Raw genomic sequence first — 24,799 nt, 5'->3', positions numbered from 1 at the left:
AAAAGACGTCCCACTTTGCCAGTGAAACGTCTTTTGCATCGTGATCTATTTTTTAAACCGCCTGGTCAACCGGATTTAATACCCCCGCTGAAACGGCTGCTAACATTGCCTTTGCAGCCATCAAGTGGAACTTCGCCCCGTAAATCAGGCCGGCATCGTCGCAACTGTAGTTGGACTGATGTAAAACACCGGTCCCGCCCGAACCAAGGAAGCCGTAAAAGCCAGGGACCCGTTCTTGGTACAACGCGAAATCATCGTCCGCATTGCAAGGATGCGCCGGTACGATGGTCACGGTGTCAGCCAACGCTTTCGCCAGCACGTCCGTTAACGTTTCATCGTTATTGACACAGCTTGGGCCGCGGTCCCATTTGATTTCCGTCGTCTGACCATTCATCTTGGTCACGCCCTCAACAATGTCGTAGAACCGTTCCTTGGCCAATTGCCGGTTAGCCGCGCTGAACGTCCGAATGGTCCCCTTGAACTCCGCTGAATCGGGAATGACGTTAAACGTCGTCCCGGCTTGAACTGATGCCAACGTCAACACTAACGGCGCATCCGGCGCAATGTTACGACTACGAATCGTCTGCAACGCCGTAATCAATTCCCCCAGTGTAACAATGGGGTCGTGACTCGCTTCCGGCATCGCCGCGTGGGAACCGTGGCCCTTAATGGTGACGTCAAAGTTATCATTGCTAGCCATCATCGGCCCGGTCTTCAGTGCCAGCGTCCCTACCGGAATATCTGGCTGATTATGGAACCCCGCAATGGCTTGGACGCCGTTTAACACGCCATTTTTGATCATGAGCTTCGCCCCGACGTGTCCTTCTTCACCCGGTTGAAAAATCAATCGGACGGTGCCGTTTAATTCGGCCTCGTGCGCTTTTAGTAACCGTGCGCCACCTAATAACGCTGCGGTATGGAAATCGTGCCCACAAGCGTGCATATGGCCCTTTACCGTGGAAGCAAATGGCAACGCGGATTTTTCCAAGACGGGTAACCCGTCAATATCCGCCCGTAACGCGACGGTTGGTTCACCGTGACCGATTTCAGCCACCACCCCGGTCGCCCCGGGATAGGGTAAAACGCGAACGCCTAGATCCGTCAACGTTTTCTTAATTAGCGCGGTCGTTTTCACTTCGTGTAGTGCAAGTTCCGGATATGAGTGAATCTGATGACGTAACCCCGTCATCCAAGTCGTTAAATCAGTTGTTGTCATAAAAATGCCCCCTACAAAATCTTCAAGAATACCGATGCAATAATTACCGACGCGACTGACACGGTCGCAAACCCACCAACTAACATCTTTGGTAGCATGTTATCGAGTAAGTACTTCTTCTCTTTGTCAGTGGAACCCATGATACTAACAACTTCGTGGGTCACAATGTAGTCGGCTGGAAAGCCAAACAACGCGGTCAGCGCGCTAGCAAAAGCCATTTCACGACTGAATCCTAATGGCTTTGCTAATACGGCGGAAGCTAAGAACATGCCGAGAACACCTAAGATGATCAAGGTAACGATTGGAACCAAGATTCCTGATAACATGCTGACTTTAACAATGCTTAAGTTTGAGAAGATGTAGGCTAATAGGCCGTACATTAACCAATGGAATACGCCCGCTTTTTCAAGAACGGAATCTTCTAGGAAACCAAATTGGTGAGCAACAACACCGAAGACCAAGCAGACGATAAATGCATTGATGGTGCCGTGTAATAAACTTGCGACCCATTCTGCCAATGCCGTGACGATGGCGACCTTAAATAACATAAAGGCTGGTGTATCGTAGGCATCGGAAATTTGCCAGCGCCGTAACTTAAACCGAGAAAATGCTTTGCTTGGTGCAATTGCCGTTTCGTTGTCACGCGCACTGTCCGTCACTTGGGCGGTCGTGTTGTTCGTCGCCCGGGCAACTTTGGCATCGTCAACGGCGACAACTGGTACTGGATTGGCGTGATATTTCACGAGGAGGCGTTTGCTTTCGCGCTTTAACATCCATGACGTCAGTGGGTAGCCGAGCATACTATGTACAACGAACATTGCGACCGGATAAGCAACTAAGGCGGTAATCCCCTGAGCTTTTAACCCAGAAGTCATTAAGAAGGCAGCAACCAAGCCACCGGTCAACGGTGGTACACTTGCGACAACGGTATGCCAACTAAATAGCAGGCTCCCAACACCCATCGCGAGGACTACGGTGCCAATTACACCGGCTAAGGCGATGGTCACGGCCCGCCATTGTTTAAGTAATAGTTTCAAGTCCATGAGAGTCCCCATGTGGACTAACAAAACTGCTTGCGTAATTGCGATGAACTGAGTCCCAAAGGAAGCTTGGGGAACAACGTTTTTCGGTACGATCGTCCAGAATCCAATCAAAAATAGCACAGCCGTAATGAAAACTGACGGGATGAAGGCCCGAGAACGGGTTGAAACCCATTCACCTACCATGATAAAACCCATAACAGTCATTAGCGCAATAATTGCAGCCATAAGCATCACACTCCATAGAATTATTTATAATTAGTTGGTCATTCATTTTTCTAATTATATTTTAATCATAATCTAACAGATTGCTAACTTAATTACGACCCCTTTAGCTAATATCCGACTAAAGCCATTTTTAAAACGGTTTCATCTTTAATTACAATTCTTTTTCCCACCCTTTCATTAAGAATCCAAATCAAAAATTGGACAAACTATCCTGACGTTTTCAATTTCAAATTATAGATAACAAAAAACGACTAACTGAAAATTCAGTTAGTCGTTTCTGCATTTGAATCAAGGCTTACGCCACTAATTCAAACTGATTACATTGTAATTTAGTTGCGGCGACGTTCTGGGATACGTGCAGCTTTACCATGTAAGTCACGTAAGTAGTATAACTTAGCACGACGTACACGACCTTGACGTACAACGTCAATGGCAGCAACCCGAGGTGTGTGTAATGGGAAAGTCCGTTCAACACCGACACCGTTACTGATCTTACGAACAGTATAAGTTTCGCTGATTCCTGAACCGTGACGCTTGATTACGACACCTTCGAATAATTGGATCCGTTCACGAGTGCCTTCAACAACACGGGCGTGAATACGAACCGTATCACCGGCACGGAAATCAGGGATATCTGTCCGGAGTTGGTCATTGGTGATCTTTTCGATCAATTGGTTTTGACGCATAATTTGTATCTTCCTTTCGCCGACATTCGTGACAGCCTGGTCAGCGGAACATCGTTAATGGGCATAATAGCCAATAAATAGAATAACATATTCATTCTAAAGAATGCAAGCTAAATTTAATTATCTAACTCGTCAGCCTGGATGTCCGCCAGCATTTGGCGGGCCTTTCCAGACAGTTTCAAATCTTTTAACATATCGGGCCGACGCTCATAAGTCCGCTTGAGGGCTTGTGCTAAACGCCAGTCGTCGATTTTACCATGATCCCCACTAAGTAAGATGTCTGGCACGGGCATCCCGCGAAAATCAGCCGGACGCGTGTATTGGGGATATTCTAGCAGGCCGCTAGAAAACGAATCACCAGGGGCTGATTCAGCATTACCCAAAACACCTGGAATCAGTCGCACGGTCGCGTCAATCATCACCATGGCGCCTAATTCACCGCCTGTTAAGACGTAGTCGCCAAGTGAGACCTCATCCGTCACAAGTGACCGAATACGTTCGTCATAGCCCTCGTAGTGGCCACAGATGAACGTGAGGTGGTCTTCTTTTGCAAAGTCCTCCGCCACGTGCTGGTTAAACTGCACACCCGCAGGATCTAACAAGATGACCCGCCCCTTGGACGGATGTTTCTTTTGAACGTCGTCTAAGGCGTCAAAGATGGGCTGGGGCTGTAGTAGCATCCCCGCCCCGCCACCATACGGATAGTCATCGACGTGGTTGTGCTTGTCAGTCGTGTAATCACGAAAGTTCGTCACGTCCACGTTGATAACGTCGTTTTCGATGGCGTTACCAATCATCGATTCGTGCAACGGCCCTTCAAACATTCCTGGAAACAGGCTTAAGATATCGATTTGCATTAGTCGATCAGCCCTTCCATTAGTTCAACTGTGACCACGCCAGCGTCTAAATCAACCGTTTTAATCACTTGCGGAATCTTTGGTAAAAGGACGTCGTTTTGACCATGGTCACGTTGAACGACCCAAACGTCGTTGGCACCCGGTGACAAAATTTCTTTAATTTTACCTAGGGTTTCGCCATCCGTCGTGACAACGGACAACCCGATGATTTGATGATAGTAATATTCACCAGCTGGTAACTTGTGTAATTCCTCAGCCTTTACCATGATGGTCCAGCCTTTGTACTGCTCAACATCATTAATGTTACCAAGCCCTTTAAATGTCAGGAAAAAGAGCCCCTTTTGTTGACGTGACGTGGCAATCGTTAACGTGACACCGTTCGTGGTCTGGTCTGGTGATTTAAACAAAGTCACTTGCTGACCCACTTTAAACCGCTTTTTAGGAAAATCAGTAATCACCACGACCTTCACTTCACCACGAATACCGTGCGTGTTGACCAACGTCCCAATCCGATAATAATCCATGTTTATACCTCTCTAACTTAACTTTTTTCAATAATAACTGCATTTCCATTTGCCGTAACACCAAAAACATATGGCATATATACTGTACCCCCACGAGAGTTTACCGTTTCGGGATCCAACGTAAGGTAGTCAAAATCAACACCAATAATTGCATTACATCCAAGTGCATACGCTTGTTCTTTCAATTCTGCAAGCGCGTTACGACGGATTACTGTTAAATTTTCCATCAGTGCATCACCAACATTCGTTGCAGAGGCAAAAACTCCCTCATGACCACGATTTACTTGGACTGCATCATCACCAGATATATATCCAGAATATTTCACAACATTATAACCATCAAAATTGAACCCTGATGTAATCAACATCTCTCTCAATGCTTTTTGTTTACGTGCAGCAGCCTCTGCTTTTTCCCTCGCCTTACGTTCAGCTTCCTCTTGTGCCATTTTTGCTGCAGCAATATTTTGTGCTTGCATATTATTAAAATCTTCAATAATTACGGAAACATCATCTTCTTTTACCACAAGACTACCAAATGCTGTCCTAGAACTTTCATACTTTGTGTTTTCCTCAATAAAGTCATCCAGTTCATCTACTGACAAGTTATTATTACGTGCAATCTCTTTTGTTTTCATATGTATTTTCCCCTTTAATTCAAATACTAATCAAAATAGTTGAAAACTTCCTGATTAGTCGGATCAATGTCTAATATTAAATTAGCGTATAGTTGAGCATTATTTGGGTCATTCTGAATCTTTTTTAACAACATTGCAATATCACTATTTAAAGAAATATCCGCTTCACTGCTATCTTGTTCTGTATTCTTAGTCATATAAACTGAACCACAGTAATTACAAACTAATTGCCCTGAAACCTTTGCGAAGTCACTCGCACCACATTTATTACACTTATATTCTTCCATAACTCCTCACAACCCCAAATTAATTTACTTCAAACCTAAAACCTCTGCCTTTTTTGCTGCAAACTCAGATTCAGTCAAGACACCAGCATCTAACAAAGCTTTTAGCTCTTTAACAAGTTTAATTTGATTATCAACAGTAGCAGTCTCATTACTATTTTCATTATTAATGAACCCTTGTGTCATATTCACTCCCAAAATAGCTCCAGCTCCATCCCCTAAACCATTCTCTTGAATACCTTTTGCTATCTTTTGTTGTGCGGCAATTTTTGCTACATTCGCTGAAATGCCTTTGTACGCATTTACTTCCATCCGATTTGCAGAAAACTGTTCAACTAGTTTTCTAGAATCTTCAGAAAATTGAATGTTTTCTATTCCAACAGAATCAATTCTCATACCAAAGCGTTCTTCCCAATTGCCATTTTTCGTTTGAGTCGCCATAATTTTCATAGCAATATTGCTACCTTGTGAAGGTAATTGTGAAATTCGATATTGTTCAGACAACCCATTTAAGGCCACATTAAAGAATTGCAAGAACTCTGCAAGTAGTTGCTCATGCGCAGTCCGGTTATCAAACGAATAAGAATTTTGATTTGCGGGTACAAATGTTTGTAAAAAGGTCACTGGATTTACAATCCGGAGGGAAAGGTTCCCATATGCCATCACTTCCAAATCAGTGTCGTAATAATGATCGTGATATACTTGTGGACCTTTTGTACCAAATTTTATTCCGCGAATTTCACGTAAATTAACAAACACTGGCCGAATAAAATCGTCAGGTTGACCACCAAATTGCATTCTTCGAGACGCTTCATTTATTAATCCGCCAAGACCATGTCCGCGCTCAAAAATAGTATCCTGACCATCTTGATACTCATACCCACCAGGCTCAGTTACTACTTCATCAATTTTACCTTGCTTAAAAAGAACTAACGCTGTATTTTCAGGTACATATACTTTAGAGCCCTGTGTAATTACACCCGCAGAACTATTTAAATTTGATCCATGGCCATTATTTGAAAGTACTTTTACTCCTGGCATAATCGCTGTGTGTTCTTGAAACTGCCCCGTAGTGATAATATCTCGCCATTGATCAGCTAAAGTACCACTTATCGAACCAGAAAAGGCCTTAATTAATCCCATTTTTGAATCCTCCTGAATCTTTGAACATTTAATTATACCATGTAAGTTTTCAAAAAAATCTATCTACTAACTTTATTAAAGTAATAAAAAAGCTCTTAAACAAAACATCGCTGCTTGCTCAAGAGTTTTTTTGTTGTCCGTCTTCGATCGTAAGCCGGACACGTTTAGGTCCTGAAACGCGGACACTATACACAATCGTCCGAATTGCAGAAGCAACCCGTCCCTGGCGACCAATCACCCGTCCAATATCTTCGGGGTTAACCGTTAAGTTATATTCAAGGTACCGTTGGGTTTCCTTAAAAGTAACTTGGATATCATCAGGATGTTGGACCAAAGGCGTGACAACCGTGGTGATTAAAGCTTTAATATCTGCCATGATCTATTACCGCTTTATTATTTAGTGTACTTTGCTTCGTGGTACTTCTTCATGATACCGGCTTTGGATAAAATATTCTTAACCGTATCTGAAGGTTGCGCACCGTTGTTCAACCAACCGAGGATATCTTCCTCTTCAAGCTTAACTTGGGCTGGTTCAGTAAGTGGGTTGTATGTGCCGACTTGGGCGATAAAACGACCATCACGTGGTGACCGTGAGTCTGCTACGACAATCCGGTAAAATGGATTTTTCTTTGAACCCATCCGCTTTAGACGAATCTTGACTGACATTTAAACACCTCCCGAATTCTTTAACAGGTAATAATATACCAGTAAATCAATAGCTTGTAAAGGACTTTTTCTTGACAGGCTAAAAAATCTTTTAAACTAGCGTTTCCGACGGCGCATTGCCTTAGCTAAACGCTTTTGTTTTGTCTTCTTGGTTTGCCGCACCATGCGCTTCATGGCCATTTGCTGCATCTTACCACCGATACCGCCGCCATTACCGCCCATCAGACCTTCCATGCCGGCAAAGTTACCCTTGGACATTTGGTTCATCATCTTTTTGGTTTGGTTAAATTGTTTGATCATCCGGTTAACTTCGTGGATTGGGCGCCCAGAACCAGCTGCGATCCGCCGCCGACGCGAAGGATTCAATAAGTCGGGATCGGCTTTTTCCTGTTTAGTCATCGAATAAACAATGGCACGCACGTGTGCGATGTCTTTAGGATCCATGTTAACGTTCTTCATGGCCGGATTGTTGGCCATTCCGGGGATCATCTTCATGATGTCTTCCATGCTCCCCATCTTGTCAACTTGGTCTAGTTGCGCAAGAAAATCGTTAAAGTCGAAACTATTCTCCTGAATCTTCAGGTTCATTTTTTCGGCTTCTTTTTCATCATACTGTTTTTGCGCCTTTTCAATCAGCGTCAGCATGTCACCCATACCAAGAATTCGATCCGCCATCCGGTCTGGATGGAAGACGTCGAGGTCGGTCATCTTTTCACCTTGACCAACGAACTTGATAGGTTTGCCCGTCACAGCACGAATAGAAAGCGCGGCACCACCACGGGTATCCCCGTCTAACTTGGTCAAAACAACCCCGGTCACGTCTAACTTACCGTTAAACCCTTCGGCCGTGTTAACGGCATTTTGCCCAGTCATGGCATCGATCACTAACAGGATTTCGTCAGGATGGACTAAATCCTTGATGTTAGCCAATTCATTCATTAACTGTTCGTCAATTTGTAAACGACCAGCCGTATCAATGAAGACGTAGTCATTATGGTTTTCTTTTGCGTGAGCCATCCCTTGACGCACGATTTCAACTGGATCAACGTCCGTTCCCATTTCAAAGACCGGTACGCCAATTTGGTCCCCAACTTGTTGTAATTGTTGGATCGCAGCGGGACGGTAAACGTCGGCCGCAATCATTAATGGCCGCGCGTTTTCTTCATTTTTGAGTTTGAGTGCTAACTTCCCAACGGTCGTCGTTTTCCCGGCCCCTTGAAGCCCGGCCATCATAATAACGGTTGGAATTTTATCCGATTTGTTCAGCGGTACGGCCGTTTCACCCATCGTCTTCGTTAATTCTTCATTAACGATCTTAACGATTTGTTGCGCTGGATTTAAACCTTCAAGTACTTTTGCCCCGAGGGCGCGGTCGCGGACCGTTTTAACAAAGTCCTTAACGACTGAAAAGTTAACGTCGGCTTCCAGCAACGCGAGGCGAATTTCGCGCATCGTTTGCCGTAAGTCGCTTTCTGAGACCTTCCCCTTACGTCGGAGATTGGTCATTGCTTTTTGTAAACGTTCTGTTAGGCCTTCAAATGCCATCAGTGTCACCTAACCTTTATATTATTCTGAGTCAGCTTCTAAGCTAACTAGTTGTTGAATCATCTTAATTAACGTTGCATCACCGTGGTAATGCGCTTTGATATAGTCAGAAATAGCGTCGACTTCGTGGTTACGTTCCACAAAATCATGGTACAAGCTAAGTTTGGCTTCATAACCTTCTAAAATCTTTTCGGTCCGTTTGATATTATCATAGACCGCTTGGCGTGAGACCGAAAACTCGGCCGCAATTTCACCTAAGGAATAGTCATCGCCGTAGTACAGTTGAATATATTCTTTTTGTTTAGTCGTTAATAACGGTTCATAAAACTCAAATAACGAGTTAATCCGATAATTTTTTTCAATTTCCATGCGGTGACTCCTCGCGCGATATTCTCAGACTACATACTAGTTAAGATTACCGATTTTAGTAGGATTCGTCAACTCTCAGCCGCCATTTTCATATAAAAAATGAAAGGGCGCTCATTTGTGTCTAGTTTTAGTTTCAATAATCGTCAGCTACCTGGACTAAAAAATCACTCAATCTAAAATTAGCGTCAACACAGTAACCGTAATTGTTATTTTCAAATTGGCCGTTCCGTCGGACAACTTTACGATTAATTATGATATCAATAATCTGTTGGATGATCGGAGGTTGGCACTGATGACATCGGTCGTGAAGGTGGCCTTGACCGGTGATTTTCCGGTCTTAGGCCACGGACGGTCCGGGACAATTGCGTTTTTTGCAACTGTTCCGGGCGAGGGGCAAGACGTTTCTCAGGCTTGACCCGGTCCCACGACCGCATATCATCAGCGCCAACCGGAACAAATTATAGCGTTTGCCATTTTTCTTAGACTCAAATACAAAAGATGGCCCTTAAGAGCGAGTCCTAAGCACCATCTTGATTATTCATTTAGGCTGTGATGACATCTTTAAATAGCCCGTAGACAAAGTCGTTGGCGTTAAATGGCCGTAAATCAGTCACTTTTTCACCTAGACCAACGTATTTCACAGCGAGGTGCAGTTCGTTTCGAATCGCTAACACGATCCCACCACGAGCCGTCCCGTCGAGTTTCGTCAAAACGATGCCGCTCACGTCCGTAGACTGTTTGAACAACTTCGCTTGGTTCAACGCATTCTGCCCGGTCGTCGCATCCAGCACTAGTAAGACTTCGTGCGGTGCGTCTGGAATTTCACGCGTGATGACCCGTTTGATCTTTTCCAACTCATTCATCAAGTTGACTTTGTTTTGCAACCGACCGGCGGTATCAACGAATAACACGTCATAATCTTCCGCCTTAGCCTTTTTGACCGCGTCAAAACAAACCGAGGCTGGATCACTCTTTTCAGGACCAGCGACAACGTCAACGCCGTCCCGTTCGCCCCAAACTTGTAATTGTTGAATGGCACCCGCCCGGAACGTGTCACAGGCAGCCAACAGAACTTTTTTGCCCTGCTGTTTATACATGTTTGCCATTTTACCGATGGTCGTCGTCTTGCCGGCCCCGTTGACCCCAACAAACAGGATCACGGTTGGACCGCTTTTTGCCATGTGAATCGAATTATCTTCGCCTTTACCGGCTTCACCGTACATATCGACTAACTTTTCAACGATAACGCTAGAAATTTCTTTCTTACTCTTAACGTTTTGAAGCTTCACTTCATCACGTAACTCGTCGCTGATCCGCATCGCCGTTTCATAACCGACATCGGATTCGATCAACGTGTCTTCCAGATCATCGAAGAAACTCTCATCAACGTGCCGGAAGTTGGCCAAAAAGGCGTTGATGCGATCGCCAAAGGTTTTCCGGGACTTCTTCAAGCCTTCGTCGTAACGTTCAGCTTCCGTTGGTTCTGCTTCGCTGTCAGCTGGAGCCTCAGATTCAGCTACAGCCTCACTGGTTGCTGCTGAGACTTCTGCCGGTGCTTCACTCGTCTCATCTACAGTGGCCACTTCTTCACTAGCAGGCGCCGCTTCGGCCGCACTTTGACTCGCAACCGCTGCTTTTAAAGCTGCAATTGACTTAGCAACGGCTTCACTAGCCGTTAATTGGGGTGCTGCTGAAGATTCAGCTTCTGTTGAGGCTACTTCACTGTCAGGTGCTTGTGACGCCGTTGCTGATTCAGCTGCGACTGATTCTACGCCGGGTGCTTCGGAAAGGACTTGAGCCGAAACGGGCGCCTCAGAAACTGGGGCTTCACTACTAGCTACTGGACTCTCAACTGGCGCACTGCTAGCAGCGGCGCTTTCAACGTCACTAGTGCCAGCACTCGCCTGACTAGTTTCACTGTCAACGGCTTCACTCGCCGCCGCGCTTGCTTGGGATTCTTCAGATTCAGGTAAACTGAATGCTTTTTTCAGGCGACTAAACAGTCCCATATTGAACACTTCCTTTTCTTATTTGAATTAGTTTTGTTCATTTTTAAGATCTGCTAAGGATACCGATACCATTTTGGAGACACCGGATTCTTCCATGGTGACACCGTATAAAACATCGGCGTGCATCATTGTTCCCTTACGGTGCGTGATGATGACAAACTGCGTCCCCGTTTGGAAATCATTTAGATATTGGCTGAAACGGTCAACGTTGGCATCGTCCAACGCGGCCTCAGCTTCATCCAAAATACTAAACGGTACTGGACGAACCGCCAAGATTGCAAATAGCAAGGTGATGGCAGTCAAGGCTCGTTCCCCACCAGATAATAGGCTTAATCGTTGGAACTTCTTGCCAGGTGGCTGGGCCATGATATCGACCCCGCTCGTCAGCAAGTGCTCTGGATCGGTTAAAATCAATTCGGCCTTCCCGCCACCAAACATTTGCACAAAAATCGTACTAAACTGTTCGGCAACTTTGTCAAAGGCCGTCTTAAAGCGGGTCGCAACGGTCGTATCTAAATCGGCCATCGTTTGCAATAAGTGGGCTTTGGATTCTTTCAAATCGCTAGCTTGCAAACTTAAGAAGTCGTAACGTTCCTTCACGCGGTCGAACTCTTCAATCGCGCCTAGGTTAACCGTCCCAATTTCATCCAACCCACGTTTTAACAGCTTCAACTGTTCATTAATGGCAGGCAGTTCTAAGTCACTGACATCATTTTGAGCTGCTTCAACCGTCAAACTATACTTTTCAGCCAAATCCGCCGTTGCGTGATCGACCTCACCAGTTAGCTTGGTTTGACTTAATTCAAGACGCCGGTAATCGTCAGTTGCAGCGGCAGCTAGTTGCTGATTGCGGACCTGTTGATCTGAAAGATCTTCAACGGTATCGTTGAGGTCGCCTAAGCGTTGATCACAGTCTTTACGGGCCTGCAGTACTTCGGCTTGACTAGCTTTGGCCGTTTTAAGGACCGATGCCCGTTCCTGTACCGACATCTGTTGACTCGCAAGGTCCGTCTTGATTTCTTCCAAACTAGCACGCGCTTGCGTTTGCGCCTGGGTCTGCTGCTGGGCCTGTTGGTCACACTGTTCGACCTGGACCTGCGTTTGTTTACACCGTTCCTGCAACGTAACGAGTTGTTCACGTTGCTCTTGCAACCGACTACTTTGCGCCTTTTGATAGGCTTCGTAGTCGTTTTGCTGCTGTTCAACCGTTGCCATTTGGGCTTGGTAGTCTTTCAGCTTAGCGTCGTTATCGGCCTTAGCTTGCTCGTTTCGCGCAACCTGATCTTCATAACTATCATCGGCCTGACTACGCTGGCGTTGTTCATAATCAAGGGCTTTAACCTGACGCGCCAATTGGGTCTGTTCACTTTGAGCCGCCTGCAACTGGGCTTGGACCTGGTTCAATTGATCCTTTAAGTCACTCAGCCGTTGTTGATTCGTCTCAATCTGCGAAGAGAGGTCCTGATTAGCTTTCTTAGCGTCAGCCAAGTCCTTCTCATAGGTGATTAATTCGCCTTGCATCTGGTCAACGTTCGCCGCAATCTTTTCAGCGGACTGTTGCTGTTGTAACAGTCCGTTGTCATCGTGACGGGTCGCACCACCCGTAATCGCACCACTGGCTGCAATCGTTTCACCACCGACCGTGACTAATTTGCAACGGAAACGGCGGGTACGTGAAATGGCCATGGCGTGATCTAGCGTGTCAACAATGACCGTTGTGCCTAGTAAATAGCGTTTAATCGCTAGTAACTGGGGTTCACAATCGACCAGTTCACTGGCAATGCCCAAAACACCGGGTTGTTGTTGCAACTCATGTTCAGTATTGACGGCAAGTTGCCGGGCTTGAATCCGGTCGACTGGTAAAAAGGTCGCCCGACCGGCATGGTTCTGCTTTAAGAAGTTAACCACGACCTTGGCCGTTTGCTGAGTATCACAAACGATGTTTTGCAATTGCCCACCAAGTGCAACTTCTACGGCTTTCGTATATGAACTCGGGACCGTTAACAGTTCCGAGACCGCGCCAGCAACACCGGCAAACTGTTGCCGATGTTGTAAGACCATCCGCACACCGGCGTAAAAATTCGTGTAACGTTCTTGAACCGATTGTAACGCCTCTAACCGTGACTTTTCGCGTTGCATCATCCCAGCTGCGTCTAACCACCGTTGCTGTTGCTGATCAATCTTAACGGCATTGGCTTTAAACTGTTCCCGTTGCTGCGTTAACGCGGCTTGTTGCTGCGTCACTTGGTTTTGTAAGGTACTCTGATCACGGTTATGAACATCGACCGTGGTTTGCGCCCGCTTAAGATTAGCTTGGGCTGTCGCTAACCGTTGGGCCAACGCATCCGTTTGGTTACCCGCTTGTTGATGCTGTTTGACTAGGTTCTTAGCTTCGTTGTTCAGTTCAGCTTGAACCTGCTTCTCATCCACGTACGCATTGCGCAACGCGGTTAATTGATCAGCTAATTGTTTACGTCCCGCTTCACTAGTTGCCGTCGTCAGCTCGGCTACCGTCGCTTTTAATTGTTTGATCTGCTCACGCTGTTGGCTCAGCTGGGCGGTTAGTTGGGCTCGTTGTTCACCCAAACTAGCCAGCTGATCCGTGGCGTTGGTCAGTTCCGCTTGTAACCGACTTTGCGTGGCCTGCTGATTTTGACGGCGCTCGGCGTCGACCCCTTGTTGCCCCTGCGTATTTTCAATCGTTTTCGTTAATTCCAAGTTTTTGGCTGCCAATTGATCTTTTAGCTGCCGTTGTTCAGCCTGTTGGGCTGTCAACGTCGCCAACTTGGTTGCACCGGCATCAACTTGTTGTTGGTACTGGGTAACGAGTGTCTTGGCACCGGTCAGCTTCTGGTTGACCGTGACTAATTGGTCGTGCGCAATTGTAATCTTTTTGACTAAGCGTGAACGGTCTAAATCGTCATACTTTTGTTTTTGATCCTGATAATCCCGAGCTAAACTAGCTTGTTGCTCCAGCGGTCCTTTTTGTTGTGCAAGTTCCGCAATGATGTCATTGACCCGGTCTAAATAATCGGTCGTTTCTGCTAGTTTAGCCTCCGTGGTACTTTTATCCTTTTTGTACTTTAAAACACCCGCAACGTCTTCGATGATGCTCCGACGATCTTCCGGTTTGGCGTTAAAGACTGCTTCGACCCGGCCTTGTGAAATAACGGAGAAGGAATCTTTTCCCAGCCCCGTATCAATCATTAAGTTGGTGATGTCTTTTAGCCGACAACTTTGGTTATTGATTAAATAATCACTGTCACCATTCCGGAACAATTTACGGGTAATGCTGACTTCCGCATAGTCGAGTGGTAAAAAGTGGTCACTATTATCAAACGTAATCGTGACTTTTGCCATGTTGAGCGGCTTACGGTTTGCGGAACCGGCAAAGATAACGTCGGTCATTTTTGTTCCGCGTAAGCTTTTGACGGCTTGCTCGCCCAGGACCCAGCGAATGGCTTCGATAATGTTACTCTTACCACTACCGTTTGGGCCGACAATGCCAGTCATTCCGGCTTGAAAATCAATTTTGGTTTTATCGGCAAAGGATTTAAAGCCGCTGATTTCTAATGATTTAAGTTGCATTCGACACAAACTTCCTGTAATTATTAATCGTTACTTACTGACAACGTTAAAATATCTAATACTTGTACTCATTAATGCCATAACCCCAGTAATCGTTATTACTGCTGGACAACCGGACAAAGACTAATCCTGCTGTTGTGCTTGGGTGTAAGCTTGGTGAGCCGCGCTTTGTTCGGCTTCCTTCTTGGAATGCCCCCAGCCTTGGCCAATCTTTTTACCATCAGCTAAGACGGCAATTTCGTAAGACCGTTCGTTGGCAGGACCATCTTGTTCAACGAGTTGATAGTCGATGGCAACATCGCCATCCCGTTGTAAATATTCTTGCAACGTGGTCTTATAATCAAAGACCCCGTCAAAGCGACCTTCGTCCAACTTAGGAAAGATGACTTGGCGAACGAATTTCAAAACTGGTTCCCGGCCTTGATCTAGGTACAAGGCCCCCACGAAGGATTCAAAAATATCACAGAGGAGGGAATCACGTTCCCACGCCCGTGCTTTTTGTTCCCCTTTACCTAAGCGGATATATTGTGGAAACCCGCACTCCCGCGCGAAACTGGCGAAACTATCTTCGCACACCATCGCAGCTCGGAGGCGAGTCAACTTGCCTTGGGGCATGTCTTTATAGCGTTTGTATAAATACTCGGATACGGCTAATTCCAAGACGGCATCCCCCAAAAATTCGACCCGTTCATAAAACTTTAAGTTTTGATCCTGATGTTCATTGACGTACGAGGCCTGCGTGAAGGCTTCTGCTAATAAATCAGGGTTGTTAAAAACGATCCCAAAACGGTCTTTGAGCATCGCGGCTAATTCTGTAATCATATTGTGCTTCCTTCCTTAAATAAAATACCGATACAATTAAATATTATACTATGATTGGGTGTTTAATAACAATTTTATTAGGTGTGAGCCCCCTAATAATCAAAAAGCAGGTCCCAATTGGGAGACCTGCTTTTTGAAGACCATTATTTTGCTTGGTGAGCAGCGACGTAATCGACAACTTCACCAACCGTTGAAAGCTTTTCGGCGTCTTCGTCGGAAATTTCACTTCCAAAGGTATCTTCAAGTTCCAATACAAATTCGACAAAATCAATGGAGTCAGCGTCCAAATCTTTTTGCAAATTCATTTCATTGGTAACTTTACTTTGATCAATTTCAAAACGATCGGCAATGATGGCCGCAATCTTGTTAAAAATTTCTTCTTTAGTCATGTAGAAACTCCTCACTAACTTGAATTCACTAAAGTATTCTAATCGTTTTCCGCAGGCTTGTCTACACTTGCTTGCTGATTAGCTTGTTGGGTGGCAAAGTACTCCGCCACACCGGGCACAAGATCCGTGCTAACCATCTGACGAATTTGACGAATCGTGTTAACGATGGTTGGTGCTTTACTGGAACCGTGCGCCTTCACAACGGGCGCCTGCAAACCTAATAAGACGGCCCCGCCGTACTGTGAATAGTCCATTTGTGAGCGAATCTGATTGAAGCCGTTCTTTAGCAGTAAACCACCTAGCTTACCACCGACCCCGGTATTATAAACGGCGTCCTTAACTAATCCCAGCATCGAACGGGCGGTTCCTTCGATACTCTTCAAAACGGCGTTACCAGTAAAACCGTCAGTAACGACGACGTCCGCAACTCCGTTCAATAAATCACGAGATTCAACGTTACCAACAAAGTTAATGTCAGCCGTCTGGGAAAGTAATTCAAAGGCCGCCTTATGCACCTTATTGCCCTTATCGTCTTCCGTCCCATTATTAAGTAAAGCGACCCGCGGATTCTTCGCGTGCATCATGCGTTCCGCGTAATAAGTGCCTAACACACCGTATTGTTGCAAGTTCAACGGCTTACTGTCGGCGTTAGCCCCAATGTCCATCATCACAAAGTTCGATTGGTTCGCATTGCGGACGACGGGTAAAGCCGTAACTAATCCGGGACGATCGATTCCTTTGATCCGGCCAACAATAAATAACCCGGCTGCCAGTACCGCACCCGAATTACCGGCAGAAAAAAAGGCATCGGCCTGACCGTCTTTCACGGCTTGGGCAGCCATCACGATCGATGAATTCTTTTTGCGGCGCACGGCCCGTACCGGTTCGTCTTCCATCGTGATCACTTCGTCAGCATTAATAATTTGGATGCGTTCCCGGTTCTTTAACTGGGCAGTAATGACGTCCCGTTGACCGTAAAGTAAAAAGACCGTGTCCTCAAATAAGTCGCGGGCCTGTTCGACCCCTTCAATTACTGCGTTAGGGGCGTAGTCGCCACCCATGGCATCGATCGCAATTTTGATCATCTTGTCACCATTTCCTCTCGTATTCACCAGCTAGTCTAAGGTGCCGACCGCCGCTAATTTCACTTTTAAATATTGGGCCAGTGCCCGGTTGTCCGGTTGGTCTTGCCAATCTGGCTGTTGCACAATGGCATGTGCGTCCTGCTGCGCAACTTGTAAAACGTTTAAGTCCGCAATCGGATCACCAACTTTAAAAGCCGGCATCCCCGATTGTTTGACGCCCAACACGTCCCCAGCACCCCGTAATTCTAAGTCCTTTTGGGCAAGCACGAAGCCGTTGGTCGTTTCGGTCATAGTCTTCATTCGTTCAATTCCTTGTTGATTTTTAGGATCAGCCACTAAAATACAGAACGACGCTTTGCTTCCCCGACCAACCCGGCCCCGCAATTGATGGAGCTGAGCCAAACCAAACCGGTCAGCATCGTAGATCATCATGATGGTGGCGTTCTTAACGTCAACCCCCACTTCAATGACCGTCGTGGAGACTAACACTTGCAGGTCGCCCGCTTTAAATTCAGCCATGACGGCTTCCTTTTCTTCCGGTTTTAACCGACCGTGTAACAGGCCAACTTTAATCGACGGACCAAAGTAATCTTGCAAATTAGCGGATAACGCTTCGGCATTTTTAACGTCCAGCGTTTCCGATTCTTCAATCAGCGGGGTCACCACGTAGGCTTGTGAACCAGCATCGATTTGTTGCCGCACAAAGCTCAGTGCCGAATTGGCCTGATTACTACGCACCCACGTCGTCTGAATCGGTTGACGACCCGCGGGCAATTCATCAATTTCTGACACGTCCATTTCACCATACGCGGTAATCGCTAAGGTTCGGGGAATCGGCGTTGCCGTCATGGCCAACGCATCGGGCTGACCGCCCTTTTGTCGGAAAGCCGCTCGTTGGTTGACCCCAAAACGGTGTTGCTCATCCGTAATGACCAATCCTAAGTTGGCGTATTCAACCCCGTCTTGAATTAGGGCGTGCGTCCCAATCAAGAGATTGATTTCACCAGCAGCTAAAGCCGCTAACAACGTCTTGCGGGCCGCGGGCTTCGTTGAACCCGTCAGCAACGCAACGTTGACACCGGTATCCGCAAACACCCTGGCCAAGTTATTGGCGTGTTGTTCCGCCAAAATTTCAGTTGGTGCCATTAAGGCCGCCTGATAACCAGCGGTAATGGCCGCATACATCACAATGGCCGCCACGATTGTTTTACCAGAACCCACGTCCCCTTGTAACAACCGGTTCATGTGTTGTGGTGATTTTAAATCCAGACAGATTTCATTGACCACCCGTTTTTGCGCGTGGGTCAATTCAAACGGCAACGTCTTGATGAACGCCTTTAACCGGTCATTGTCATAGTGAATCGCAATCCCGTTGGTCGTCGCATCATTTTTCTTGAGCGCCTGCATCTGCATTTGAAATAATAAGAACTCTTCGTAAGTAGCGGATCGGCGTGCCGCCGCAGACGCATCCTGACTAGCTGGAAAATGCATATCATGGACCATCTGGCGCCGTGATAGCAACCGGTACTTCGTCTTTAAGGCCGGTGGCACGATGTCGACCAACAAATCGGCGTAACTGTCATACGCTTGTTTAATCAACTTTTGAAGCGTCGTTTGCCGAACCGATTTACTAGCGGGATAAATCGACCCAAACGCTTCGTCGGCATTATTGGGATTAATGATTTTCATCCCGGTCAAACTGCTACGCTTGGCGTCCCACTTACCGTAAACGGCAATCGGTTGGCCCGTCTCAATTTGTTTCATCAAATACGGCTGGTTAAAAAAAGTCACCATGTAAACGTCGTGTTCGATCAACAGCCGAAAGTTTAGGCGGTTCTTTTTACGGCCAAACCGCGCGAGAACCGGTTCCGACGCAACGGTTCCTTTTAAAGTCACTTTTTCCTGATCAGCAATTTCATTAACATCTTTGACTTGAAGATCATCGTAGCGAAAGGGATAGTACGTTAAAAGGTCGGCGACCGTATTAATTCCTAGTTCCGCTAACGCTTTTTGTCGCGCTGGACCAACACCGCTCAGCGTTCCCACGGCGTCACTTAATTGTTGTGCCATCTCCGCACACCCTTTCCGAAAGATTATGTGTCAATTATACCAAAGACTTTAATGACTGACCAAGCACCTAGTTACCGCTCCGTCGGGTAGCCTTAGTGTGCTCTGAGGCCCGGTCCCACGACCGCATGTCATCAGTGGCAACCGGACTAACTCATTTGCGTTAATTAAAACACAAAAAGGGACTGGCACCTTAACAAGCCCAACCCCAATCTGCATGATCTATTTAATTAAGCTAACTTTATTCGACTGAAATCAAGAATGGGTAAACCGGTTGGTCACCTTCGTGAATTTCAATTTCAAGTTCACTATCTAACGCTTGAACAGCTTTCGCCAATTTATCCGCATCCGCCTTAGTGGCATCCGCACCATAAATAATCGTGACGAGTTCGCTGTCTTCATCAAGCATGGCTTTCACCATATCTAACGTTGCCGTTTCACGGTCAGGGTTCGTGATCACGATTTTACCGTCCACTAAGCCCATATAGTCAGCCTTCTTGATTTCCAAGCCGTCGATGGTCGTGTCCCGAACCGCGTGGGTCACTTGACCACTGATAACCGTATCAAGCGTGTCTTCCATTTCGGCCTGGTTATCTTCCAAGTCGGCTTCTGGATTAAACGCCAACATCGCCGTCATCCCTTGCGAAATCGTCTTACTGTGGACGATTTTAACCGGAACGTCAGCCACTTCCGCCGCCTGTTCAGCAGCTAAGAAGATGTTCTTGTTGTTTGGCAAGACGAGCGCTTGTTTGGCACCACTGTCGTTGACCGCTTTGACGATATCCGCCGTACTTGGGTTCATCGTCTGACCGCCAGCGATAATGTGAGTCACACCTAAGCCCGTAAAGAGTTTGGCAATCCCATCACCAGATGAAACGGAAATAATGGCATACCCGTGCATGTCAATTTGTGGCTGTGCGGATTCCGCTGCGGCCACTTTGTTTTCAGCACTCGTTTCTTCTTGGTCATGTTCCATGATAGTTTCTTGTTGTAAACGCATGTTGTCCACTTTAACTTTGATCAACGCACCGAAGCGTTGGCCCCAAGTCATCACATCGCCAGGATGTTCAGTGTGCACGTGCACCTTAACAATTTCATCATCGTTAATGACGAGTAACGAATCACCTAATTTTGCTAAGTAGTCGTAGAAAGTGTCATAGTCAAATTCATGATCGACAAGCTTACCGTCGCCGATTCGAACCATGATTTCAGTACAGTAACCATACTTGATATCATTAGGATCTAATTTACCTTGAACACTTTGGTGATGGGCAGCGTCGATCATGGAATCCATTTCAGCGTCGGCTGGGACGTAGTCTTTAGATTCATCGACTTTACCACTTAAGGCGTCACTAAAAGCTTCCAACACAAAAGTTAGGCCCTGACCACCAGAGTCCACAACCCCGACTTGTTTCAAAACGGGTAACAAATCAGGCGTTGACTTCAATGCGGCTTCCGCTGCTTCAACGACCTTGACCATAACCTCACAAATATCGTCAGTGCTCTTAGCGGCCTTTTTACCGGCGCCAGCAGCTTCCCGGATGACAGTCAGAATAGTTCCCTCAGTTGGTTTCATAACGGCCTTATAAGCCGTCTGAGCGCCAGCTGCGAAGGCTTCCGCCAAATCATTGGCGTCTAACGTTGCTTTACCGGCAACATTTTTAGAAAAGCCTCGGAAAATTTGTGACAAGATCACGCCGGAGTTCCCGCGCGCACCCATTAATAGACCTTTAGCAAGGGCTGAAGCCAAGTCACCCACCTGGGTACTGGTCTCTTCACGTTCGTATTTCGCCCCACTGGCCATGGACAAACTCATATTAGTCCCGGTATCACCATCTGGTACCGGAAAGACATTCAAAGAATTAATGAACTCAGCACGTTGGTTTAGCTTTTGAGAAGCAGCTTGCACCATTTTGCCAAATTCAAGGTTAGTAATCGTGGTGATTTTCAATTTCAAAATTCCTCCTTGGCTTACACCAACTTCAATTTAGTCGTTCATTACCCGCACACCTTGGACAATGACGTTGACCGAATTGGCCGTAACGCCAAGCATGTTTTGCAAATTATATTTGACCTTGGCTTGGACATTGCGTGAAACTTCTGAAATTTTAGTGCCATAACTAACAATGACATTGACATCAATGGCGACACCGTTGTCTTCTTGACGAACGACGACACCCCGCGCATAATTTTCGCGGCGTAAAATTTCATTTAAATTATCACGAATTTGATTACGACTAGCCATGCCGACAACCCCGTAATTATCCGTCGCGGCACCGCCGACGACCGTCGCAATAACATCATTATCGATATCGATTGTTCCAAATTGCGTTTTGATTTTGACAGCCATGAAAATAGCCTCCTTGTTTTAACGCGCTCATTTACGATAGTTTATCATAGCACAACAACCCATGAAAGAAAAATCAAGCGACCGTGCTATTGAAAGCCCGCAGCGTAGGAATTTAGCAGTAAAGTAAAATTACTTGATAGAAATGTATTGCAACCTGTATTAAACTATGATAAATTATTCAAGTGAATGATAAAGCAACGACCTTTTATCAATGATTACCGAAGGAGGCAGATCAACATGGCAAAAGACTTCGTTACGGGTAAGCGGACGCACTTTGGTAACACGCGTTCTCACGCCTTAAACCACAGCCGCCGCAGCTGGAAAGCTAACTTGCAAAAAGTTCGCATTTTAGTTGATGGTAAACCAAAGAAGGTTTGGGTTTCAGCTCGGACTTTGAAATCAGGTAAAGTAACGCGCGTTTAGCGCAACAAATCGCCACCACAATTTTTTGTGCCTGGCGTTTTTTGTTACCTAAAATCACGTTTGACGGCATACTTTTTTATAAACTTTATAATTGAGCATTCCATCCAAAAAAGATGGCCCTTAAGAATTCATTTCTTGGGGGCCATCTTTTTTTGCATTTATCTAAAAAGTACTGATGTATTCAGATTGATTAATCTAATCCGGTTGCCACTGATAACATGCGCTCGCGGGACCGGGCCAAGCCTGAGAAACGTCTTGCCCCTCGCCCGGACTCATTGCAAAAACCACAATTATCCCGGACCGTCCGTGGCCTAAAACCGGAAAAACACCGGTTTTAGGCCACCTTCACGACCGATGCTATCAGTGACAGCCTCCGATCATTCAATATTTTTTGAAGCACTAACAATCGTAACGCTATTTTAGCGCAGGCGGACAGAATTGGTGTGCTGTGTCGGCAATATTAGTCGGCGGTTTCTTGCCGACTGATATTGTGGGGCGATTCAGAGACGTGGTCTGTCGGCTCTGAATTGAGGTTTCAGACCGCACTCTGGCTGAAACCGTCCCCCATAGCACGCCAGTTCTGTCCGCCGCAGCGGTGAAGCACCTCACGTTTACCTATTCGTGCCGAGCAGAGGCTTCATCCCGGCTTTGGATGACGGCTAAGACACCCTGATCAAAGCTGAAACGACCACTCGTCCCGACGAACTCATTGCTGGCCCACGAAATTGGATAGTCGTTATGGTCGGCTTGCAACTGGTACTTCTCATCGGGAAGTGTTAGGTGCATTGGCATCAACGGAACGAAGGCCAAGTACTTTTTATCTGGTTCCTTATGAATTTGATAGTCCCCTGGTAAAAAGTATTCGACAGTGTTTTGACGATCTATCAGTTTGACCTTGGGAGCCCATTGACGGAAGAATGGATCTAAGACTAACCAAACGTTAGCTAATAAATGATCCAGTCGTCCACCGGTCGCGCCATAGACGTGAACTTCATCTGGGTTTAACTGTTCGAAAATCGATTTTAGTGCTAACTGCGTATCCGTATGGTCTTGGTCAGGCTTCACAATGACCGCACCGGCCAAAGCAGCCTTGACCGTCGCCAATTCTGACGCGGTAATCGAGTCAAAATCCCCAACGACCATCACTGGTTTAATCCCCAGCTTAACTAGTCGTAACGCTCCCCGGTCGGCACCGACCCAGGGACCAGGAATCCGTTCTAAGTGATCCGGCCAATTTGCCATTGGCCCACCCACTAGTAGGTTTATCGTTGTTGTCATTAGTTCGTCGCCACTTTGATATCTTGAATCCGAGCTGCTGGATCCGCACTATCAAAAACAAATGAGCCCGCGACGGCAACCGTGGCACCCGCGTCATAACACTGCTTAGCAGTAGTGGCATTGATACCACCGTCGACTTGGATATCAAAATCATAGCCGTGTTCTTGCTTGATTGCTGCAAGTGCTTTGATTTTTGTGAGCATCGGTTCTAAGAAATGCTGCCCACCAAAACCAGGGTTAACCGTCATGATCAAGACCTGATCAACTAAGGGTAAAACTTCACTAATCATGCTCAATGGCGTTCCAGGATTAACAACGACTTCGGCTTTGGCACCCGCCTGTTTGATCAATCGGAGAACGTGGTAAATGTGCCGCGTACTCTCAACGTGGACCCCAATCAGGTCCGCACCGGCCTTCGCAAATTGCTCAACAAAGTGCTCTGGTTCAACAATCATCAGGTGACAATCTAACGTTAATGACGTCACCGGACGTAAATCAGCGACCGTCTTCATCCCAAAAGATAGGTTGGGGACAAACTGACCGTCCATCACATCAATATGGATCGAATCCGCACCGGCCTTTTCTGCCAGTTGAACGTCGCGTTGTAAATTAGCAAAATCCGCGCTTAAAATTGAAGGGGCAACTTTAATCATCAGTCTCACTCACTTTTCGTTTTATTTTTTCTTATTATAGATTACTTTTTTATTCTTGATTGTTTCGTAAAATTGGAGGTAATTATCGTAACGACTCTGCAAAACGTCACCGTCGGCTAACGCTTTCTTGACCGCACAGTGCGGTTCGTTAATGTGCACGCAACCCCGGTACTTACAGTCTTGTCCAAGCTGAACGAACTCTGGAAAATAATGCGTGAGTTCGTTAGCAGCGATGTCAAAGACTTCATACGACGAAAATCCAGGTGTATCAGCGACCAACCCGTCAGCGATAGGAATCAGACTGACCTTTCTTGTCGTATGTTTCCCACGATTCAAGGCTTGAGAAATTTCACCAGTCGCTAAATCTAGACCTGGTTGTAAGTGATTTAACAAGGTCGATTTACCGGCCCCCGTTTGACCCATGACAACCGCAACGTGCCCAGCTATCTCCTGTTTAATCGCCGTTAATGACGCTTCTGAAAAAGCCGTTCGATCAATAATGACCGGGTAGCCGATTTGGCGATACCGTTGTGCCAATTGTTCCCGTTGCGCGTAGGTCTCATCGTCTAGCAAGTCCGTCTTGGCGAAGTAAACGACGGCTTGAATTCCCGCCACTTCTAACGCCACTAGTTGACGATCCAACAAGTTCGTCGAAAATTCCTGCTTCGTTGTCGCGGTTACAACGACCGCTAAGTTGACATTGGCCACTGGTGGCCGTACCAGCTGTGTCTGCCGGTCCAATACTTTCAAAAGGTAGCCTTCTTGTAACGTCGTACTCTCAAATTCTACTTGATCCCCAACCAACGGGGTAATTTTACGCTTACGGAAGTTTCCGCGCGCACGGGTTCGATACGTTTGACCGTCTGAATAAATGTCATAAAACCCACTTAATGACTGTCGAATTTGTCCAATTTTCAAATTAGCACCACCTTATTCTTGATT

25 protein-coding genes are annotated in these 24,799 nt (G+C 46.3%); 2 read left to right on the top strand and 23 right to left on the bottom strand.

Annotation, left to right across the window (positions count from 1 at the left end):
• Window positions 1-52: 52 nt before the first annotated feature.
• The 12 genes from AAA939_RS06910 to AAA939_RS06855 form a co-directional block, all read right to left on the bottom strand.
• Window positions 53-1,216 carry an amidohydrolase gene (locus tag AAA939_RS06910; RefSeq protein WP_338208185.1) on the bottom strand — a complete coding sequence of 388 codons (1,164 nt, stop codon included), beginning with the start codon at window positions 1,214-1,216 and terminating at the stop codon, window positions 53-55.
• An 11-nt stretch (window positions 1,217-1,227) separates the two neighbouring features.
• On the bottom strand, window positions 1,228-2,484 hold the full coding sequence (locus AAA939_RS06905) for a hypothetical protein (protein WP_338208184.1): 1,257 nt from the start codon (window positions 2,482-2,484) through the stop codon (window positions 1,228-1,230).
• Window positions 2,485-2,813: 329 nt separating this feature from the next.
• Window positions 2,814-3,170, bottom strand: a complete 357-nt coding sequence (rplS, locus tag AAA939_RS06900; protein WP_338208183.1) for a 50S ribosomal protein L19 — start codon at window positions 3,168-3,170, stop codon at window positions 2,814-2,816.
• 116 nt (window positions 3,171-3,286) lie between these two features.
• Complete coding sequence (gene trmD / locus AAA939_RS06895; RefSeq protein ID WP_338208182.1) at window positions 3,287-4,027, bottom strand: tRNA (guanosine(37)-N1)-methyltransferase TrmD; 741 nt, start codon at window positions 4,025-4,027, stop codon at window positions 3,287-3,289.
• The gene (rimM, locus tag AAA939_RS06890; protein WP_338208181.1) at window positions 4,027-4,551 is read right to left on the bottom strand and encodes a ribosome maturation factor RimM; all 525 of its coding nucleotides are present in this window, start codon (window positions 4,549-4,551) and stop codon (window positions 4,027-4,029) included. Before rimM ends, trmD begins: the two co-directional genes overlap by 1 nt.
• Before the next feature lie 17 nt (window positions 4,552-4,568).
• The gene (locus tag AAA939_RS06885) at window positions 4,569-5,186 is read right to left on the bottom strand and encodes a heavy metal-binding domain-containing protein (protein ID WP_338208180.1); all 618 of its coding nucleotides are present in this window, start codon (window positions 5,184-5,186) and stop codon (window positions 4,569-4,571) included.
• 26 nt (window positions 5,187-5,212) lie between these two features.
• Complete coding sequence (locus AAA939_RS06880; RefSeq protein WP_338208179.1) at window positions 5,213-5,473, bottom strand: TFIIB-type zinc ribbon-containing protein; 261 nt, start codon at window positions 5,471-5,473, stop codon at window positions 5,213-5,215.
• A gap of 24 nt (window positions 5,474-5,497) precedes the next feature.
• Window positions 5,498-6,613 (bottom strand): SPFH domain-containing protein, encoded by a 1,116-nt coding sequence (locus tag AAA939_RS06875; protein ID WP_338208178.1) that lies wholly within the window; start codon window positions 6,611-6,613, stop codon window positions 5,498-5,500.
• A gap of 118 nt (window positions 6,614-6,731) precedes the next feature.
• Window positions 6,732-6,989: an RNA-binding protein KhpA gene (gene khpA, locus AAA939_RS06870; protein WP_057707050.1), complete on the bottom strand. Its 258-nt coding sequence runs from the start codon at window positions 6,987-6,989 to the stop codon at window positions 6,732-6,734.
• 17 nt (window positions 6,990-7,006) lie between these two features.
• Window positions 7,007-7,279: a 30S ribosomal protein S16 gene (gene rpsP, locus AAA939_RS06865; RefSeq protein WP_057707049.1), complete on the bottom strand. Its 273-nt coding sequence runs from the start codon at window positions 7,277-7,279 to the stop codon at window positions 7,007-7,009.
• A 96-nt stretch (window positions 7,280-7,375) separates the two neighbouring features.
• Complete coding sequence (gene ffh, locus AAA939_RS06860; protein WP_338210899.1) at window positions 7,376-8,824, bottom strand: signal recognition particle protein; 1,449 nt, start codon at window positions 8,822-8,824, stop codon at window positions 7,376-7,378.
• Window positions 8,825-8,845: 21 nt separating this feature from the next.
• The gene (locus tag AAA939_RS06855) at window positions 8,846-9,193 is read right to left on the bottom strand and encodes a putative DNA-binding protein (protein WP_057707047.1); all 348 of its coding nucleotides are present in this window, start codon (window positions 9,191-9,193) and stop codon (window positions 8,846-8,848) included.
• A gap of 292 nt (window positions 9,194-9,485) precedes the next feature.
• Between AAA939_RS06855 and AAA939_RS06850 the strand changes: the two genes are divergently transcribed.
• Complete coding sequence (locus AAA939_RS06850) at window positions 9,486-9,608, top strand: hypothetical protein (protein ID WP_338210902.1); 123 nt, start codon at window positions 9,486-9,488, stop codon at window positions 9,606-9,608.
• 127 nt (window positions 9,609-9,735) lie between these two features.
• On the opposite strand, the gene ftsY is transcribed toward AAA939_RS06850, so the two are convergent.
• From ftsY to AAA939_RS06810, 8 genes are all read right to left on the bottom strand, one after another.
• Window positions 9,736-11,202 (bottom strand): signal recognition particle-docking protein FtsY, encoded by a 1,467-nt coding sequence (gene ftsY / locus AAA939_RS06845; RefSeq protein ID WP_338210904.1) that lies wholly within the window; start codon window positions 11,200-11,202, stop codon window positions 9,736-9,738.
• A gap of 27 nt (window positions 11,203-11,229) precedes the next feature.
• Complete coding sequence (gene smc, locus AAA939_RS06840; RefSeq protein ID WP_338210906.1) at window positions 11,230-14,790, bottom strand: chromosome segregation protein SMC; 3,561 nt, start codon at window positions 14,788-14,790, stop codon at window positions 11,230-11,232.
• Window positions 14,791-14,913: 123 nt separating this feature from the next.
• Window positions 14,914-15,612: a ribonuclease III gene (rnc, locus tag AAA939_RS06835; RefSeq protein WP_338210908.1), complete on the bottom strand. Its 699-nt coding sequence runs from the start codon at window positions 15,610-15,612 to the stop codon at window positions 14,914-14,916.
• Window positions 15,613-15,755: 143 nt separating this feature from the next.
• Window positions 15,756-16,001: an acyl carrier protein gene (acpP, locus tag AAA939_RS06830; RefSeq protein WP_057707043.1), complete on the bottom strand. Its 246-nt coding sequence runs from the start codon at window positions 15,999-16,001 to the stop codon at window positions 15,756-15,758.
• Between the two features lie 38 nt (window positions 16,002-16,039).
• Window positions 16,040-17,086, bottom strand: coding sequence for a phosphate acyltransferase PlsX (gene plsX, locus AAA939_RS06825; RefSeq protein ID WP_083491634.1), 1,047 nt, complete (start codon window positions 17,084-17,086; stop codon window positions 16,040-16,042).
• A gap of 30 nt (window positions 17,087-17,116) precedes the next feature.
• Window positions 17,117-19,156, bottom strand: a complete 2,040-nt coding sequence (gene recG / locus AAA939_RS06820) for an ATP-dependent DNA helicase RecG (RefSeq protein WP_338210912.1) — start codon at window positions 19,154-19,156, stop codon at window positions 17,117-17,119.
• A gap of 238 nt (window positions 19,157-19,394) precedes the next feature.
• The gene (locus AAA939_RS06815) at window positions 19,395-21,104 is read right to left on the bottom strand and encodes a DAK2 domain-containing protein (RefSeq protein WP_338210913.1); all 1,710 of its coding nucleotides are present in this window, start codon (window positions 21,102-21,104) and stop codon (window positions 19,395-19,397) included.
• 36 nt (window positions 21,105-21,140) lie between these two features.
• Window positions 21,141-21,503 carry an Asp23/Gls24 family envelope stress response protein gene (locus AAA939_RS06810; RefSeq protein ID WP_057707040.1) on the bottom strand — a complete coding sequence of 121 codons (363 nt, stop codon included), beginning with the start codon at window positions 21,501-21,503 and terminating at the stop codon, window positions 21,141-21,143.
• Between the two features lie 237 nt (window positions 21,504-21,740).
• On the opposite strand from AAA939_RS06810, the gene rpmB reads away from it, so the two are divergent.
• Window positions 21,741-21,926, top strand: coding sequence for a 50S ribosomal protein L28 (gene rpmB / locus AAA939_RS06805; protein ID WP_057707039.1), 186 nt, complete (start codon window positions 21,741-21,743; stop codon window positions 21,924-21,926).
• A 615-nt stretch (window positions 21,927-22,541) separates the two neighbouring features.
• Here rpmB and AAA939_RS06800 read toward each other — a convergent pair.
• Genes AAA939_RS06800 through rsgA form a run of 3 tightly spaced genes read right to left on the bottom strand, consistent with a single transcriptional unit; the run spans window position 22,542 to window position 24,775 of the window.
• Window positions 22,542-23,204 carry a thiamine diphosphokinase gene (locus tag AAA939_RS06800; RefSeq protein ID WP_338210917.1) on the bottom strand — a complete coding sequence of 221 codons (663 nt, stop codon included), beginning with the start codon at window positions 23,202-23,204 and terminating at the stop codon, window positions 22,542-22,544.
• Window positions 23,204-23,857: a ribulose-phosphate 3-epimerase gene (gene rpe, locus AAA939_RS06795; RefSeq protein WP_338210919.1), complete on the bottom strand. Its 654-nt coding sequence runs from the start codon at window positions 23,855-23,857 to the stop codon at window positions 23,204-23,206. The genes AAA939_RS06800 and rpe overlap by 1 nt, the downstream gene beginning before the upstream one ends.
• A gap of 21 nt (window positions 23,858-23,878) precedes the next feature.
• Window positions 23,879-24,775, bottom strand: coding sequence for a ribosome small subunit-dependent GTPase A (rsgA, locus tag AAA939_RS06790; RefSeq protein WP_338210921.1), 897 nt, complete (start codon window positions 24,773-24,775; stop codon window positions 23,879-23,881).
• Window positions 24,776-24,799: the final 24 nt, after the last annotated feature.

The sequence above is a fragment of the Lactiplantibacillus paraxiangfangensis genome, from assembly GCF_036246185.1.
GTDB lineage: Bacteria > Bacillota > Bacilli > Lactobacillales > Lactobacillaceae > Lactiplantibacillus > Lactiplantibacillus paraxiangfangensis.
This window is presented reverse-complemented; position numbering and strand designations above follow the sequence as displayed.

Coding starts and splice junctions, on each gene's coding strand:
- AAA939_RS06910 (WP_338208185.1), bottom strand. CDS start 1,216: ATGACAACAACTGATTTAACGACTTGGATGACGGGGTTACGTCATCAG.
- AAA939_RS06905 (WP_338208184.1), bottom strand. CDS start 2,484: ATGGCTGCAATTATTGCGCTAATGACTGTTATGGGTTTTATCATGGTA.
- rplS (WP_338208183.1), bottom strand. CDS start 3,170: ATGCGTCAAAACCAATTGATCGAAAAGATCACCAATGACCAACTCCGG.
- trmD (WP_338208182.1), bottom strand. CDS start 4,027: ATGCAAATCGATATCTTAAGCCTGTTTCCAGGAATGTTTGAAGGGCCG.
- rimM (WP_338208181.1), bottom strand. CDS start 4,551: ATGGATTATTATCGGATTGGGACGTTGGTCAACACGCACGGTATTCGT.
- AAA939_RS06885 (WP_338208180.1), bottom strand. CDS start 5,186: ATGAAAACAAAAGAGATTGCACGTAATAATAACTTGTCAGTAGATGAA.
- AAA939_RS06880 (WP_338208179.1), bottom strand. CDS start 5,473: ATGGAAGAATATAAGTGTAATAAATGTGGTGCGAGTGACTTCGCAAAG.
- AAA939_RS06875 (WP_338208178.1), bottom strand. CDS start 6,613: ATGGGATTAATTAAGGCCTTTTCTGGTTCGATAAGTGGTACTTTAGCT.
- khpA (WP_057707050.1), bottom strand. CDS start 6,989: ATGGCAGATATTAAAGCTTTAATCACCACGGTTGTCACGCCTTTGGTC.
- rpsP (WP_057707049.1), bottom strand. CDS start 7,279: ATGTCAGTCAAGATTCGTCTAAAGCGGATGGGTTCAAAGAAAAATCCA.
- ffh (WP_338210899.1), bottom strand. CDS start 8,824: ATGGCATTTGAAGGCCTAACAGAACGTTTACAAAAAGCAATGACCAAT.
- AAA939_RS06855 (WP_057707047.1), bottom strand. CDS start 9,193: ATGGAAATTGAAAAAAATTATCGGATTAACTCGTTATTTGAGTTTTAT.
- AAA939_RS06850 (WP_338210902.1), top strand. CDS start 9,486: ATGACATCGGTCGTGAAGGTGGCCTTGACCGGTGATTTTCCGGTCTTA.
- ftsY (WP_338210904.1), bottom strand. CDS start 11,202: ATGGGACTGTTTAGTCGCCTGAAAAAAGCATTCAGTTTACCTGAATCT.
- smc (WP_338210906.1), bottom strand. CDS start 14,790: ATGCAACTTAAATCATTAGAAATCAGCGGCTTTAAATCCTTTGCCGAT.
- rnc (WP_338210908.1), bottom strand. CDS start 15,612: ATGATTACAGAATTAGCCGCGATGCTCAAAGACCGTTTTGGGATCGTT.
- acpP (WP_057707043.1), bottom strand. CDS start 16,001: ATGACTAAAGAAGAAATTTTTAACAAGATTGCGGCCATCATTGCCGAT.
- plsX (WP_083491634.1), bottom strand. CDS start 17,086: ATGATCAAAATTGCGATCGATGCCATGGGTGGCGACTACGCCCCTAAC.
- recG (WP_338210912.1), bottom strand. CDS start 19,156: ATGGCACAACAATTAAGTGACGCCGTGGGAACGCTGAGCGGTGTTGGT.
- AAA939_RS06810 (WP_057707040.1), bottom strand. CDS start 21,503: ATGGCTGTCAAAATCAAAACGCAATTTGGAACAATCGATATCGATAAT.
- rpmB (WP_057707039.1), top strand. CDS start 21,741: ATGGCAAAAGACTTCGTTACGGGTAAGCGGACGCACTTTGGTAACACG.
- AAA939_RS06800 (WP_338210917.1), bottom strand. CDS start 23,204: ATGACAACAACGATAAACCTACTAGTGGGTGGGCCAATGGCAAATTGG.
- rpe (WP_338210919.1), bottom strand. CDS start 23,857: ATGATTAAAGTTGCCCCTTCAATTTTAAGCGCGGATTTTGCTAATTTA.